Origin of the sequence: Streptomyces sp. NPDC008086 (assembly GCF_042957325.1) — a bacterium.
Taxonomy (GTDB): Bacteria; Actinomycetota; Actinomycetes; order Streptomycetales; family Streptomycetaceae; genus Streptomyces.
Window position 1 is genome coordinate 653986 of record NZ_JBIBIA010000005.1, and the last position, 14864, is coordinate 668849.

At 69.2% G+C, this 14864-nt stretch carries 13 protein-coding genes and 1 pseudogene; 10 read left to right on the forward strand and 4 right to left on the reverse strand.

Translation table 11 applies throughout. The features are described from left to right. Positions 1 to 15: 15 nt before the first annotated feature. A complete protein-coding gene (locus ACFZBP_RS20750; protein WP_391414942.1) occupies positions 16 to 849 on the reverse strand; it encodes an alpha/beta fold hydrolase in 834 nt (277 codons plus the stop codon). 622 nt (positions 850 to 1471) lie between these two features. Beyond that, entirely contained in the window at positions 1472 to 2152 is a 681-nt protein-coding gene (locus ACFZBP_RS20755) for a TetR family transcriptional regulator (protein ID WP_391414944.1), read from the reverse strand. A gap of 135 nt (positions 2153 to 2287) precedes the next feature. Between ACFZBP_RS20755 and ACFZBP_RS20760 the strand changes: the two genes are divergently transcribed. From ACFZBP_RS20760 to ACFZBP_RS20805, 10 genes and pseudogenes are all read left to right on the forward strand, one after another. Then, positions 2288 to 3433, forward strand: coding sequence for a VOC family protein (locus ACFZBP_RS20760; protein ID WP_391414947.1), 1146 nt, complete (start codon positions 2288 to 2290; stop codon positions 3431 to 3433). 30 nt (positions 3434 to 3463) lie between these two features. Next, positions 3464 to 4423 (forward strand): fumarylacetoacetate hydrolase family protein, encoded by a 960-nt coding sequence (locus ACFZBP_RS20765; protein WP_391414949.1) that lies wholly within the window; start codon positions 3464 to 3466, stop codon positions 4421 to 4423. Further along, complete coding sequence (locus tag ACFZBP_RS20770; RefSeq protein ID WP_391414951.1) at positions 4420 to 6003, forward strand: bifunctional 3-(3-hydroxy-phenyl)propionate/3-hydroxycinnamic acid hydroxylase; 1584 nt, start codon at positions 4420 to 4422, stop codon at positions 6001 to 6003. The genes ACFZBP_RS20765 and ACFZBP_RS20770 overlap by 4 nt, the downstream gene beginning before the upstream one ends. Further along, on the forward strand, positions 6000 to 7967 hold the full coding sequence (locus ACFZBP_RS20775; protein WP_391414953.1) for an acetoacetate--CoA ligase: 1968 nt from the start codon (positions 6000 to 6002) through the stop codon (positions 7965 to 7967). Before ACFZBP_RS20770 ends, ACFZBP_RS20775 begins: the two co-directional genes overlap by 4 nt. After that, entirely contained in the window at positions 7964 to 8317 is a 354-nt protein-coding gene (locus tag ACFZBP_RS20780; RefSeq protein ID WP_383449131.1) for a DoxX family protein, read from the forward strand. The genes ACFZBP_RS20775 and ACFZBP_RS20780 overlap by 4 nt, the downstream gene beginning before the upstream one ends. Positions 8318 to 8650: 333 nt before the next feature. Next, positions 8651 to 9067, forward strand: a pseudogene (locus tag ACFZBP_RS20785) (ATP-binding protein); the annotation flags it as partial. A 305-nt stretch (positions 9068 to 9372) separates the two neighbouring features. Then, positions 9373 to 10452, forward strand: coding sequence for a cytochrome P450 (locus ACFZBP_RS20790; protein ID WP_391414956.1), 1080 nt, complete (start codon positions 9373 to 9375; stop codon positions 10450 to 10452). Between the two features lie 42 nt (positions 10453 to 10494). Continuing rightward, the gene (locus ACFZBP_RS20795; RefSeq protein ID WP_391414958.1) at positions 10495 to 10692 is read left to right on the forward strand and encodes a ferredoxin; all 198 of its coding nucleotides are present in this window, start codon (positions 10495 to 10497) and stop codon (positions 10690 to 10692) included. Positions 10693 to 11297: 605 nt separating this feature from the next. Further along, the gene (locus tag ACFZBP_RS20800) at positions 11298 to 11984 is read left to right on the forward strand and encodes an FCD domain-containing protein (RefSeq protein ID WP_391414960.1); all 687 of its coding nucleotides are present in this window, start codon (positions 11298 to 11300) and stop codon (positions 11982 to 11984) included. Positions 11985 to 12004: 20 nt separating this feature from the next. Then, entirely contained in the window at positions 12005 to 12136 is a 132-nt protein-coding gene (locus ACFZBP_RS20805; RefSeq protein WP_391414963.1) for a hypothetical protein, read from the forward strand. Positions 12137 to 12307: 171 nt separating this feature from the next. Here the strand turns inward: ACFZBP_RS20805 and ACFZBP_RS20810 are convergent, their stop codons facing one another. Both ACFZBP_RS20810 and ACFZBP_RS20815 read right to left on the reverse strand, forming a co-directional pair. After that, complete coding sequence (locus tag ACFZBP_RS20810) at positions 12308 to 13387, reverse strand: phosphotransferase (RefSeq protein WP_391414965.1); 1080 nt, start codon at positions 13385 to 13387, stop codon at positions 12308 to 12310. Between the two features lie 22 nt (positions 13388 to 13409). Then, on the reverse strand, positions 13410 to 14759 hold the full coding sequence (locus ACFZBP_RS20815; RefSeq protein ID WP_391414967.1) for an aminotransferase class III-fold pyridoxal phosphate-dependent enzyme: 1350 nt from the start codon (positions 14757 to 14759) through the stop codon (positions 13410 to 13412). Between the last annotated feature and the right edge of the window lie 105 nt (positions 14760 to 14864).

A 14864-nucleotide genomic window follows, 5' to 3' on the forward strand; every position in this document is an offset into this window, starting at 1 on the left:
ATGGCCTCCTTGGCCTCAGTGCGTGGGGGTGTCGGTGGAGGAACGGAGGAACTTCGCGATCGCGTCCGAAACCCACTGAGGCTCCTCTTCGGGCAGCAGGTGGCCGCTGTGGGGGTGCACCAGTTCCTCGGCGCCGGGGATGTCGCGGGTGAAGTGCTGGCCGTCGACGCCCGCGCTGCGCAGCACGAGCGTGGGTGCCGTGATGCGGGGGATCTGCGCGCTGCGGTCGGGCTGGTCGGTGTTGCAGAAGTCGACGAAGGCCGAGCGGTTCCCGGGTCGGCTCATGAGCTGATAGGCCCGGTCCACCATGGCGTCGTCCAAGATCGTGGAGTGCGGGCCGACGTTCGAGCGGAGGCTGCGCGCGATGGCGCCGCGCGGCATCACCCGCCGCAACACCGGGCGCAGCAGAGGGTGGCGGGTCAGGCGCATGCCTGCCGGCATCTCCTTCTCCGGGTACCCGGTGGCATTGACCAGCACGAGGCCGGTCAGCCGCTCGGGGCGATCCAGCGCGAGGTTCCAGGCGATGTTGCCGCCCAGCGAATTGCCGGCCACCGCGTAGCGCGGCACGCCCAGTGCCTCCAGGAAGTCCGCCACCGTCGCGGCGTAGACCGGGACGCGGTAGTCGCGGTCCTCGCGAGGGCCGGTCAGGCCGAAGCCCGGCAGGTCGGGGCGGATGACGTCGAACGAATCCGACAGCAGGTCCGCCGCACGGTCGAAGTGCTGGAGCGACGAAGCGCTGCCGTGCAGGAGGACGAGTGCCGGGCCGCGGCCGGCGCGTTTGTAGTGGATCCGCAGACTGTCCACCGCGACGAACCGGGAATCGGGCTGGGGCTCGGACCAGGTGCTCATAATGGCTACACTGTTACCGATAAGGTGACCGTGTCAAGTGGAAGGCCCCGGGCCTGTGGTCATGCGTGAAAGCGCGCCATGGCATCCTCAAGGCCGGCGCGGCGGCGGTGCCGTTTCATGTGGTGCACAGAGCCTCGGAGCCGCGGCGGACGCGGCGGATGCCGCTGCCGCCGAGTGGGCTTCGCGCCTTCGCCCGGCGGGAGATCTTCCTGTGCGCGGCGGGCATCTTGAGGGGATCATGGGCATCGCCCGGTACTTCGGCGCACACCGAGACTCGGCTGAGGGTCCGAGATGAGAGTCAGGTCAGGGCGGAGACGGTGACGTATCGGGCCCCCGGCACAGGTCGGGCGGGTCGGCTGGCCCGCCTCCCCCTGTCGCAGGCCTCGCGTCGCGAGATCTGACGATCACTGCCGGTGATCATCATGCCGACTGCGCGGCGGCCCACCCCCCCGGCGGGGGGCATGTGCGCGATCCTGTGTGGTGCGACCCACGGCATCGCGAGACAGGGCATGGCGGCGCGGAGGATGCCGACGCCGGCCATCCGCCCCTACCGGTCGGCATAGTCGGGCGGGCGGCCCCGGCGCGCGAGACGCGGTCGGCGTCGGCTTCACCGGCCGCTCGCTCACCCTCCGGTCGAGCCGGCCGCTCTCCGCGTGGGGGTGGCTGGTGAGGCGGGGTCAGGGAGGGGGCGCCGGGAGACCTCGTGAGCGTCGTCCGGTGGGACGCCCAGCATGCGCAGAACCATCTCGGCGAAGTCGATGGCGGCCCGGTCGCCGTCCACGTCGGGTCGGGCGAATCGCAACTCCACGAGGGAGAGCAGGGATCCACCGAGGGCGGACAGGGCGACCGCGGGGTCGACGGGGGTGAAGCGCCCGGAGGCCAAGCCGGCCTCGAGGTCGCGCAGTGCCCGCCGGGCCAGACCGTTGTCCGAATGGATATGACCGAGACCTCGGCGGCGCAGGACCTGCATGAGCTCGGGGTGTGAGTCGGCCATGAGGGTGCTGAGCCGGAAGCCCGCCGCGACGAGTTCCGCCGGGTCGTCGATCCCCGCAAGGCGCTCGTCGAAGTTCTGGCCGAACTCCTCCAGGGCGTCCACCACGGCTGCCTCGAACAGTTCCGTCTTCGACTCGAAGTGGTTGTAGAAGGAGCCGAAACCGACGTCCGCTCGCTCCGCGATCGCCTGGATGCTGGCGCTGGTGTCCCCCGTCTCGGCGAGGATCTGCCGGGCGGCGTGGATGAGGGCGCGACGGGTCTCGGCGCGGCGCCGCTCGAACCGGTTGCTGAGTGGGGCTGACGTAGGCATCCACGGAGTCTAACCGCGGTGGCGATGACGACAACAGCTCTGATGAATTCATCATTTCTCCTGGCGTATCTCTTGACGACGATGATATCAACCTTGATGATTTCCTCATTATGGTGATGTCGCTCGGAGGGCGCCATGTCTGAAACCCGCATGCACAGGGCCGATGTCAAGACTGCTCACCAGGACTTGCACAGCGAACAGGGCGCCCTGCGCGGCGAGCATCCGGGCCGCTCCCGGAACCCCTTGATCAAGGTGGCGGACCTGGCCTGGCTGGAGTTCGAGAAACCGGACCTGGACCGGGCGGAGGTCTTCGCCCGGGACTTCGGCTTCCAGGTCACCGCACGCACCGAGAGCGAGCTGTGGCTGCGCGGCACCTTCGCGGGTTCGCCTTGCACGGTGATCCGGCGCGGGCGGACCTCCCGCTTCATCGGTCCGGCGTTCCGTGCGGCGGAGCGCGCCGACCTGGACCGGCTGGCGAGGGCAACCGGGTCCGACGTGCGGGAGACGGACGTGCCCGGCGGTGGCAGGGCGGTCGATCTGCTCGACCCGTCCGGCTTCCCGGTGCGGGTGGTGCACTGCGGCGAGCAGTTGCCGTCCCTGCCCGAGCAGCAGCCGCTGCTCCTCAACTTCGGCACCGCTCACCGTCGTACGAACACCACGCAGCGCCCGCCGCGCGAGCCGTCCCGGATCCAACGGCTGGGACATCTGGTGCTGGAGACAAGGGTGTTCGCGCGGGCGCTGGACTGGTACCTGGACACCTTCGGGATGATCGTGTCCGACTTCCTGTTCCTGGACGGGCAGCGCGACCGTGGCCCGACCATGGCGTTCATCCGCTGCGATCTGGGCAGCGTGCCCGCCGACCACCACACACTGGCCCTGCACCTCGGCCCCGGTACCGGGTACGTCCACTCCGCCTACCAGGTGACCGACCTGGACTCGATCGCCGCGGGTGGCGAGTACCTCAAGGAGCGCGGCTACCGGCGCAGTTGGGGCATCGGCCGACACATCCAGGGCAGCCAGCTCTTCGACTACTGGCGCGACCCCGACCACTTCATGCTGGAGCACTTCGCCGACGGCGACCTGTTCTCCAGCGACGTCGAGCCCGGCTGGGCGCCCATGTCGACCAGCGGCCTGGCTCAGTGGGGTCCACCCGCCACACGCGACTTCCTCGGCGCGAGCCCCTCCCCGCAAAGGGTTCGCGACGTCATCGAGGCTCTGCGCGGCGCCAACGAGATGGACCCGGCGCGCCTGCGGGGCCTGCTAAAAGCCGCCAGGTCCTGAACCCCCCAGCCCCCTGACGAAGGAACTGTCATGAGCATCAATGTCCTGCGCACCGCCGACGGATGGTGGGTCGTTCGCGGCGAGCGGGCCGTCGCCGTCGACACCAAGGCCGTCACCACCGCCGAGCTGATCGCCGACCGTGACGCCGTACGGGAGGCGGCACGGTCGGCCGACACGGGCACGCCCGTCGCCGACCTGGCCGCCCTTTCACCGGTCACCACCCCCTGCCGGGTGGTCGCCCAGATGGTCAACTACCGCAGTCACGCTCGCGATTCGGGTTTCACCGGCGACATCCCGCCCACCTTCTTCCGCAAGGCGTCAGGGTCGGTCAGCGGCCCCTGCGAGGCAGTCGTCCGGCCTTCCCACGTCAAGTTCCTCGACTACGAGATCGAGCTCGGCCTGGTCCTGGGGGCGCCACTGCCCGTCGGCACAATGGTCGAGGAGGGGGACCTGCCGTCGTACGCCGCCGGGCTCGTGCTCACCAACGACATCAGCGCCCGTGACGTCCAGCTGACCAAGACGCAGTTCTACGAGAGCAAGTCGTATCCCACCTTCACACCGACCGGGCCCTACCTGGCGCTGCTGGAGCCGGACGACTTCACCCATCTCCTCGACTTGCGGCTGAAGTTGTCCGTCAACGGCGAGCTGCGGCAGGACCGCACCCTTGCCGACATGATCGTCCGCCCCGCGCGGGCGCTGACCCTGCTGGCCCGCTTCCAGACCCTCGATCCCGGTGACCTGCTGCTGACCGGCACGCCCGGCGGCACCGCGCTGAAGGCCCCGCCCAAGCCGGTCGAGAAGATCGGCGCGCTGCTGCCGCCCGCAGTGAAATGGAAGGCGTTCTTCAAGTCCCAGGCGAAGAACCCGCACTACCTGCACACGGGCGACGTGATCACGGCGACGATCGCCACCGCGGACGGCCGGATCGACCTCGGCGAGCAGCGCACCCCCGTCACGGACGCTGGATGGGACCCGGAGAACCGCACATGACCCTCGAACGCAGTGGGGCGGATGTACCGGTAGCGATCATCGGCGCCGGACCGGTGGGCGTGACCGCCGCCCTCCTCCTCGCGCGGCGCGGAGTGCGCACTCTCGTCCTCGAACGTCACCGGGACGTCTACCCGCTCCCGCGCGCCGTCGCCACCGACGACGAGGTCCGCAGGATCCTCCAGGCGGCGGGAGTGGGGGAGGAGTTCACCGCTGTCGCCCGCCCGGCGAAGGGGCTGCGGCTGCTGGATGCCCGGCACCGGCTGATGGCCGAGTTCCGCCGCAGCGAGCTGGGACCGCACGGCTATGCGCAGACCAGCATGTTCGACCAGCCCGAGCTGGAACGGCTGCTGCGCGACGCCCTGGCACGGAGCCCGGAGTGCGAGCTGCGAGGCGGCGTGGAGGTCACCGGCATCGGCCCGGACACCACCGGACCCGTGCGCGTGACCTATCGCGACGACAACGGCGAACACGAGCTGTGGGCCGAGGCGGTCCTCGGCTGCGACGGCGCCAACAGCCTCACCCGCGAGGCCATCGGCGCCGTGTGGGAAGACCTGCGCTTCGAGGAACGCTGGACCGTCATCGACGTCCGCACGAGGGCCGACGTCCGCTGCTGGGAGGGCGTCGACCAGGTCTGCGACCCGGAGCGGCCGGCGACCTTCATGCGCGTCGGTGAGGACCGCTACCGCTGGGAGTTCCGGCTGCGGGACGGCGAGGAGGCGGTCCGCGACCTGGTCGCGCCGTGGCTGCCTCCGTCGTACGACGGGGACTTCGATGTCGTCCGCGAGACGCAGTACACCTTCCGCGCGCGGATCGCCGACCGCTGGCGCAGCGGACGGGTCTTCCTCCTCGGCGACGCGGCCCACCTCACCCCGCCGTTCATCGGGCAGGGGTTGTGCGCCGGCCTGCGGGACGCCTACAACCTCGCCTGGAAGCTCGCTCGTGTCCTTGGGCAAGGCGGCGACGAGCGGCTGTTGGACACGTACGAGAGCGAGCGCAAGCCCCACGCCCGGCATGTGATCAAGCTCGCGGTCGCCACGGGCTGGGCCATGACCGGCGGCCAGGACGGTGCCGCCGCACTGCGCCGCGGACTCCTGGCCGCCGCCTGCCGGATCCCCGGCCTGACCACGCTGGCCGGCCGCGCCCTCAGCCCGCCCCTCACCCCCGGGCCCCTCGTCCGCCGCAGCCTGCGCAGGGGCCTTGCGGGCACCCACTGCCCACAACCATGGATCACCGCCGACGGACGGACAGCCCGCCTCGACGAGGTGCTGGGTGACTCCTTCAACATTCTGAGCGCCGCCGACCCCTGCCCCTGGCTCAACGCCCTCGCCCGCGCGCTCGGCACCCGGGCGATCCCCGTGACCGGTCTCGGCGACGACGGCACGCTCACCGCCTGGATGCACACCGGCCGGGCTGACGCCGTCCTGCTGCGCCCCGACCACGTAGTGATGGACGTCGTCCCGGCAGGGGCGCGCGCCTTCACCGACAGCGCCACCTGGGCGTCGCTTCTGCACACAACGCACAGCCCACTGCCAACCCGACGGACCGCCGAGAGCAGCCTGCTGAGGAGCGCCACACGATGACCGTGCCCGAGCCTTTCATGACGCCTGATCCGCAGGCCGTCGCGGACAGCAACATCATGGACTTCGCCCGCCACGTCGGCATGGCAGCAGCCGACTACGCCGACTTGCACCGCTGGTCGGTCACCGACCTGGAGGGCTTCTGGGGCGCGGTGTGGGAGTACTTCGACATCGACGCGGACACCCCGTACGAACGCGTCCTGGCGGAGGAGCGGATGCCCGGTGCCCGGTGGTTTCCCGGCGCCACCCTCAACTACGCCCAGCACGCGCTGCGCAACCTCGCCGACGACGCCGTGGCGGTCGTCGCCCTCGACGAGACCGGCTCCTGCTACGAGGTGACCGCCGACCGCCTGCGCGCCCAGGTCGCGTCCGTCGCGGCGACCCTGCGCGACCTGGGTGTCGGCAAAGGCGACCGCGTGGTGGGCTACCTGCCCAACACCCCGCACGCGATCGTCGCATTCCTCGCCACCGCGAGCCTGGGCGCGGTGTGGTCGATCTGCGGGCAGGACCACGCCCCGAAGGCCGCCGCCGATCGCCTCGCCCAGCTCGAACCCACCGTCCTGATCGCCGCCGACGGCTACCTCTTCAACGGCACCGCTCACGACCGCCGCGACGCCACCCTCGAACTCGCCGACACATTGCCGACGTTGAAGGCGACGCTGCTGGTGGATCACGTGGGCCTCCCGTGGCCCTCGCAGGCGTACCCGTCGCTGGTCGTCCCCTGGGAGGACGCCGCCACCCGCGTCGAGGAACTCACCTGCGCCCCGGTGCCGTTCGAGCATCCCCTGTGGGTCGTGTTCTCCTCCGGCACGACCGGGCTGCCGAAGGGCATCGTCCACGGCCACGGCGGCGTCCTTCTGGAGCACCTCAAGACCCTGGGCCTGCACTCCGACCTCGGCCCCGGCGACCGCCTCCTGTGGTACACCACCACCCACTGGATGATGTGGAACCTGGTCGCCTCCACCCTCCTGACCGGTGCCACCACCTGCACCTACGACGGCAGTCCTGCACCCCTCGCCCAGCCCGACACACTGTGGAAGCTGGCGGCCCGCCACCGGGTGACCGTCTTCGGCACCAGCCCCCAGTACCTGCTGGGCATGGCCAAGTTCGGCATCGACCCCTCGGTGCACGACCTGTCGTCGATCCGCGTGGTCGGCTGCACCGGCTCCACCTTGCCTGCCTCCGCCTACTCCTGGGTCCGCGACCACGTCGGCGACCGTGTGTTGCTGGCATCCATCAGCGGCGGCACGGACGTCGTCTCCGGCTTCGCCGGCAGCGCACCCAACACCGCGGTCTGGGCGGGAGAGTTGTCAGCGCCCCACCTGGGCGTGGCGCTGGCCGCCTACGACACCGAGGGCTTCCCGGTCGTGGACCGGGTCGGCGAGCTGGTCGTCACCCGCCCGATGCCGTCCATGCCGCTGTACTTCTGGAACGACCCCGACGGCACCCGCTACCGCGAGGCCTACTTCTCCACCTACTCAGGGGTGTGGCGGCACGGCGACTGGATCACCTTCACCTCGCACGGCTCGGTGATCGTCCACGGCCGCTCCGACAGCACACTCAACCGCAACGGCGTACGCCTGGGCAGCGCCGACATCCACGACGTCGTCGAGCGCCTCCCCGAGATCAACGAAGCCCTCGTCATCGGCGCGGAGGAACCCGACGGCGGCTACTGGATGCCCTTGTTCGTGGTACTCGCCGCCGGAACCGAACTGGACGACACTCTGCGCGACCGCATCCGTGAGGCCATCCGCAGCGGTGCATCACCGCGGCACGTCCCCGACGACATCCTCGAAGTACCGGGCATCCCGCACACCCGCACCGGCAAGAAGCTCGAAGTCCCCGTGAAACGCCTCCTCCAGGGAGCCCCGGTCGAGCAGGTCGTCACCCCGGCCGCTGTGGATGCCCCCGACCTCATCGACTACTACGCCCGCCTGGGCGCTGAACGCAGGGACCGAACGGCATGACAACCGCACAGACCGTCCTCGCCGTCGCGCTGTCACTGGTCTTCCTTCCCCTGGGGCTGGCGAAGATCGCCGCGCTGCGGTTCATGCGCCAAGCCGCAGCCCACCTCGGCATGTCGCCGGGCCGCTACCGAATCATCGGCACGCTGGAGACCGCCGGAGCCGCCGGGCTGCTGCTCGGCCTGGCTTCGGTCCCGCTGGGGGTGGCCGCCGCTGCCGGACTGGCCGTTCTCATGGTGGCCGCCGCGGTGGTTCACCTGCGCCATGGCGACCCGCCCGGGCGGGCCCTGCCCAGCGCGGTCCTCGCCTTGACGGCGGTGGCGTACTTCGGGGTCGCGATCGCCGCCGGCTGACGACCGGGTGCGCGCCGCCCGGAGCGGGGACCTGTCGATCCCTGACGCTTCACGAGCCTGGTACGGGGCGTACCGTCAACAGTGGGGAGTACACGGCCGCATCCCTTGTGTCCCGTGTCGCATGCGACCTCGGGCCGAAGGCGGACGAGGTGATCGCCGACGTGCTGCGGTGCCTGCGGCGTGAGGTTCCCGAACTGTGGAGCAATCCGGATCTCGTCCGCATGACGTCCGAGCACGTCGACGAGTATGTCGTCGGTGTGCTGACCGGCCTGGAACACGGCATCGACCCGGGGGAGACAGATCCACCGCCGGCCGAGCTGGAACGCGCAAACCGTCGCTCTGCTGCTGGCCCGCACCCGCGCCCTCGGGGACGGTCAGGTCCCAGCCTGGGACGTGAACGCCGCCCCGGCAGCCGTCGCCCGGGCCCGTTCGAGCACTGCCCGGCAGCTGGCCGCGTGGGGACTGGAGGACCTCGAGTTCGTCACCGAACTGGTAGTCAGCGAACTGGTCGCCAACGCCTTCCGCTATGGCCGCCCCCTGTCCGCCTGCGGCTTATCCGTGACTGCTCCCTCTGGTGCGAGGTGTCCGACGCCGGCAGCACCACGCATCACCTACGCCGGGCCCGAGCCTTCGACGAAGGTCGGCGCGGCCTGCTACTCGTCGCCCAGCTCGCGGAGCGGTGGGAAGCGTCACGCCCGGCAGGGCAAGACGGTCGGGGCGGAGCTGCGTGACCGGCCGACCAGCGACTGACCGCGGCCTGCAGGAGAGAATCCGCAGTTCTGTTGGAATCATCGTCTTCCTCTGCCGCGACCCTTGACTGCGCATTCCATCAAGCTTGAGTATTTCATCATCAAGGCGGTGTCACGCTGACGGCGCCCGTCCGCGCGATGGGACGGTGAGCGGGGACTCACCGAGGCTGCGCTCTCGTCAACCGTCCACGGACCAGGCCGACGCACACGGACCGTCGTGCCCCTTTCTTTCACGACGACCTGTACGCGGCGGCGGCCATCCGCGACACGTATCCGCACTACGCCGCACTGCGAGGCCTCGGCCCTGTGGTCCGGCTCAGCAAGCACAAGGTCTACGCCCTGCCGCGCTACGCCGAATGCAAGCAGGTGCTGCTGGACGACGAGGCCTTCGTCTCCTCGGGTGGGGTCGCCCTCAACCCCGTCGCCAACCGTGTGGGTCAGGGCACCACGCTGTGCAGCGACGGCGAAGAACACGCCCGCCGACGCTCCCTCCTCGCGCGTCGCCTGACCCCCAGGGCGCTGCGCACGATGCAGGACACGGTCGAGCAGCAGGCGGCCGCCGTGGTCGCGGCCGCCGTAGCCCGGCGGACGGTCGATGCGGTGGAGGTTGCCACGACGCTGCCGATGCCGGTCGTCCCCGACCTGGTCGGCTGGCCCTGGCAGGGCCGTGAGCACCTGCTGCGCTGGGCCGGCGCCACCTTCGATGCGCTGGGCCCGCTCAACCGCCAGGCGGTCCGCACACTTCCCGCGTCCCTCGGCATGCTGCGCGACGCGCGAAATGTCGTCCGCGACCGGTCCGTACTGGACGGCAGCATGGGCTACGACCTGCTGCGCGCGTCCGAAGAGGGCCGGATCACGCCGGCCGAGTGCGCCACCATGATGATCGACTACCTGGCCCCGTCCCTCGACACCACGATCAGCGCCATATCCAGCGCTCTGTACCTGTTCGCCACCCACCCCGAACAATGGCGCCTGCTGAAGGCGGACCCCGACCTCGTCCCGAAAGCGGTCAACGAGGTCGTTCGCTACGAATCCCCGATCCGCGCCTTCTCCCGCACAGCCGCCCGCGACACGGAACTGGCGGACGTCCCCCTCCCCAGGGGCTCCCGGGTTCTGGTCCTCTACGGCTCCGCCAACCGCGACCCGCTGGAGTGGGACGACCCGGACACGTTCGACATCCGCCGTAACGCCGCCCGCCAACTCGGCTTCGGGCAGGGCACCCACGGCTGCGCGGGCCAGGGCCTGGCCCGCATGGAGACTTCCGCGATACTCCGCGCCCTGGTCGAACGCGTCGACCGCATCGAGGTAACCGGCACACCCGAGTGGGCCGTGAACAACGTCATCCACCGCCTCGAGCGTCTGCCGCTCGAGCTCGTCCCGGCCTGACACCCGCCGCTCGCCCGCTTGAGGACTGCTGAGGACAGCACCATGAAGATCTCCGTCGACCATCCACGCTGCGAAGGCCAAGGCTTGTGCGCCGACCAGGCCCCCGGCATCTTCAGCCTGGACGACGGCACCGAACTCACCTACCACTTCGAGGGCACCGAGGTCCCCGACGAGCATTGGCTCGCAGCCCGCGCGGCCGTCAACGCCTGCCCGGTCGCCGCCCTGCGCGTCCTGTCGTGACCGCACGGCGCTCGGTGCTCGTCGTTGGCTCCCCACTGGTCGAAGACCTGTTCTTCAACGCGGTACAACCTGGCTCGTTGCACCGGCACGCCATCAAACCGGTGCTGGTTGTGCGATGGGGGAGGGCTGCGGTGATCGTGGGGCCGTGGCGGATGTCCGGCCTGGCGGTGACCTGCGAGGGCAGGGTGTACGAGCGCCGGATGCAGCTCACCGAGCAGGCCGCGAGGGCGGAAACGTCACCGACCCGCCAGGTGCTCTGCTTCTCACGTAAGACCTGGTCCCGGCTCGGGGAAGAACCCCGAACCGTCGGGCCTCCAGGAGGCACGAAGATGCCGCGTCGCACATCCTGTGCACCGCCGAGGCACGGACCGGCGCGTTTCCCTTGGTCGGCTGCCATCCTGCTGCAGATCCACAGGCACCCGCGTCGCCGCACCGGCCCCGGCCTGACAACGAACGGCACCATCGAGACATCGACCTGTCACCGCTCCCGTGAGCCGGGAGCGTGAGCAGGGAGAGGCATGGCATGGCTGCGAGGTCAGGGAACCGGCGGAGGTATAGTCGACAAACGACCAAGTGGTCGGCAACCGCTGAGGGAGGGTCACGGGGTGGACCACAAGTTCGAGTGGCAGGAGCAGCGGATGACGACGCCGGACGGCGTCTACCGCACACTGCGTGCCGCCATTCTCGATGGGACCGTGCCTCCTGGTGGCCAGCTGCGCGAGGCGCACATCGCCGCGGATCTCGGCATCAGCCGGTCCCCGCTGCGCGAGGCGCTGACCAAGCTGGAGGAGGAAGGCCTCGTCGTGAAGATCCCCTACCGTGGGGCGTTCGTCGTCGAGGTGAGCGCTCGGGAGGTCGCCGAGATCGACTCGGTCCGGCTGCGTGTCGAGCCGTACGCCGCCGAGCTCTCGGCCGAAGCACTGCGCGGTCCTGAGCGGCCTCAGTTGCTGCAGGCCGTCGAGGATCTCCGCCGGGCCATGGAGGAGGACGACATCCCGGCCAGCATCGACGCGCACCTTCGCTTCCACAGGCTCTTCTACGATCTCTCGGGCCACGGTGTCCTGCAGGGTCTTTGGAACGGCTGGGAGACCAAGCTGCGCCTCCACCTCAGCGTCGACCACCGCACCTACAGCGAGGACCCGCAGCAACTGGTCGTCGAGCACGAGAGGTTGGCCGCCGTTGCCCTGGGTGGCGACACAGAGGCGTTCCGCCGGGAACTGGCTGCCCATTTCCCCATGGGGCTGGGGGCCAAGACGGAAGATCCGGGGGAGCCTGCGTCCCGGCATGCATGAGGCCATGCCGCCTGCGTGAAGTGTCCGAAGGCAACCTCATTCACGAGGTGGACGCGAAGCGGCACGGCTCGGCGCGGCTGGTGCCGTCCAGCCAGATCACCGTCATCACCGAAGACACCACCCGCCCGGACATCACCTGCCTGCGTACGTGAGTTGCCTCAGCATCACGGTCGTCTTCCTGCCGGAGCCCGATCGGCTCGACCGCAGAATTGCCGAGCGGCTACCCACGAGCCGTCCCTTGAATGAGGTTTCACTGCTCGCGTCAGTACGCCCTGTTCGGGTCGGCGCCGTCGCGCTTGGGCACGACCGGAGGCGCTCCGCGTTCAGGCGAGGTCATGGCGGCCTTCCCGGAGTTGCGCGATGACGTGGCCCAGGGGTACGGCCATGGCCCGCCCGACGTTGGTCCAGTCGTCCTTGGCGTGGCCGAGGAGGTAGTCGCGTCGTTCTGGTACGCGCTCCGCGCGCCAGTTGGTGATCAGCGCGCGCAGCGTGAGTCGTGCCAGCGCGGCGATCGGCAGCAGCGGAAGTTCCCAGTCCTCGATGGGGCGTGCCCGTTCGTAGCCGACGACGAAGGCGCAGGCATCCCGCCAGGGGTGCTCCGGCGCCCGGCCGAGCAGGTTCGCCAGGGAGACCGCAGGGTCGAAGATCACGGCACTGCGCATGGTGTCACCGAAGTCGATGACGCCGGTGACAAAGCCGTCGCTTTGCGGATCCACCACAACGTTGTAAGGGCTGTAGTCGCCGTGGATCACTTGCGTTTCGAGATCATTCAGCCTCGGCACGATGGCTCTGTCAAAGAGCCGGAAGACTTCCTGAGCCAACTTACGGTGCTCGGCGTTCGGCGTGTGTTCGACGAGTCCGGTCAGCTGGTGGAAATGCCGAATGTCCCATACCAGCCCTCGTCGGTCCGCAGGGTGCTCAAATGCTTTCAGCGCCACGTCGACCCGTCCCAGCATCTCGCCCACCTGGGCGAGCTGTTCCGCGGTTGGATTCGTTCGTGCCAGGACCGTACCTTCGACGAAGTCGAACACCCGCAGGACTCGAGTCCTGCCGTCGTTCGTTTTGATGGCCACGTGGTCGTGTCCGTCGACGGTCAGCTTCACCCGCTGGACCGGCAATTCCGGAGCGGCGCCTTGGAGAAATCGGATCACGGCGGTCTGCAGAGCGACTACCCTCTCTGCCTCGTCAGGGGGTGAAACCTTCACGAGGTAGTCGTTCGAGTCGGTCCTGAGCCTGAACGTGTCGTCCTTCTCCGTCGCCAGTCGATCGAGGCGTCCGCCGACGTGGTAACACCTCTCAAGGAGGGCGCTCACCAGCATGATGTCGATGGACTCGTGAGGCGATGCCAGGCCGCTCTCCTCGAAGAGCCGTTGAGCGATTCCCGTTGCCGGTGAGTTGTTCATGATCAGTTCCTTGGCCAGCCTGCTACAGACGGTCCTTCGCGACCTCGGAGAAAGTCTCCAGGAATCGGGTCACATCGGCGGAGGTGAAGGCCAGCGGGGGACGGATCTTCAGAACGTTCGCCGCTTTGCCCGTGCCGCTGATGAGGATCCGACGCTCGCGCATGTCGTTGATGACGTCCTCGGTGCGTGAGCGGTCGGGCTCGAGCGTCTCCCGGTCCTTGACGAGCTCCACACCGACGTAGAGACCGCTGCCGCGCACCTCAGCCACGTAAGGGGAAACCTTCGTGATCTCCTGGAGCCCCGCGCGCAGAGCCGTACCGTTCTCGAGAGCGCGCTGCTGCACGTTCTCGTTCTCGAAGACATCCAGGACTGCGGCGCCGGCGGCCACGGGGATCGAGCTGCCGGCAAAGGTGTTGAAGTAGCGAACGTTCTGTCCGAACTCCTCGCAGATCTCGGGTCGGAAAACCACACCGGAGATCGGCAATCCGTTGCCCATCGGTTTACCCATGGTGACGATGTCCGGCAGCACGGCGTGGCGGGTGAAGCCCCACATCGAATCCCCGAGCCGAGCGAATCCCGACTGCACCTCGTCCGCGATGTAGACACCGCCGGCCGCGTGCACCTCCTCCACGACGGCCCCCATGTAACCGACCGGGTCCGTGAAGATTCCATCGCTGGAGTAGGCGCAGTCGGTGATCAGCGCCGCGAGCCGGTAACCGTGGCGCTCGAGGTCGTCGATCGCGCCGCGCACCTGGCTGCGCATGTGCTCGGCGAGCGTGGATCCGGGTGCGACGAGGCGCGGGTCGGGAGGATCGATGAGCCGGACGTTCGGTCCCAGCGGTGATCCTGTGCCCAGAGTCGGCGAGAAGCTGGCCACTTCACGAGTGAGGCCGTGGTAGGCCCAGCGGGTCACGATGATGCCCTCACCGCCGGTGTGGAACCTCGCCACCCGCACCGCGAGGTCGTTGGCCTCCGACCCGCTGCACGCGAGACTCAGCTTCGACAGCTCCTCGGGGAAGGTCGCGAGGAGCCGCTCCGCATAGTCGACCAGCGACTCCTGGACGTAGCGGGTGTTGGTGTTGACTGCGGTCATCTGGCGGGAGACGGCCTCGGCCACGTGGGGGTGGGCGTGCCCGACGCACGGAACGTTGTTGTACGCGTCGAGGTAGTCGTAGCCGTCGCGGTCGATCAGGTGGGCTCCGTGACCGGAGACGAACTCGACCGGCTCCTTGTAGATGAGCGTGTAACCAGGACCGAGCACCTTGTTGCGGCGTCGGATGGTCTCCTGGAGGTGTTCGGGGAGCTCGCTCAGGCCGCCCGGGTCGAACCGGTTGGGATAGTGGGCGAGGGCTCGACTCAGCGTCGAAGTCATCGTGGACACACCTTTCGGCCTGGTTCCGTCGCGTTGCTCGCTGCTGTGGCTGAGACCCTACCCATTATTGGTTCCAGTTCCAACCTGAAACAAGAAGTCGTCGAC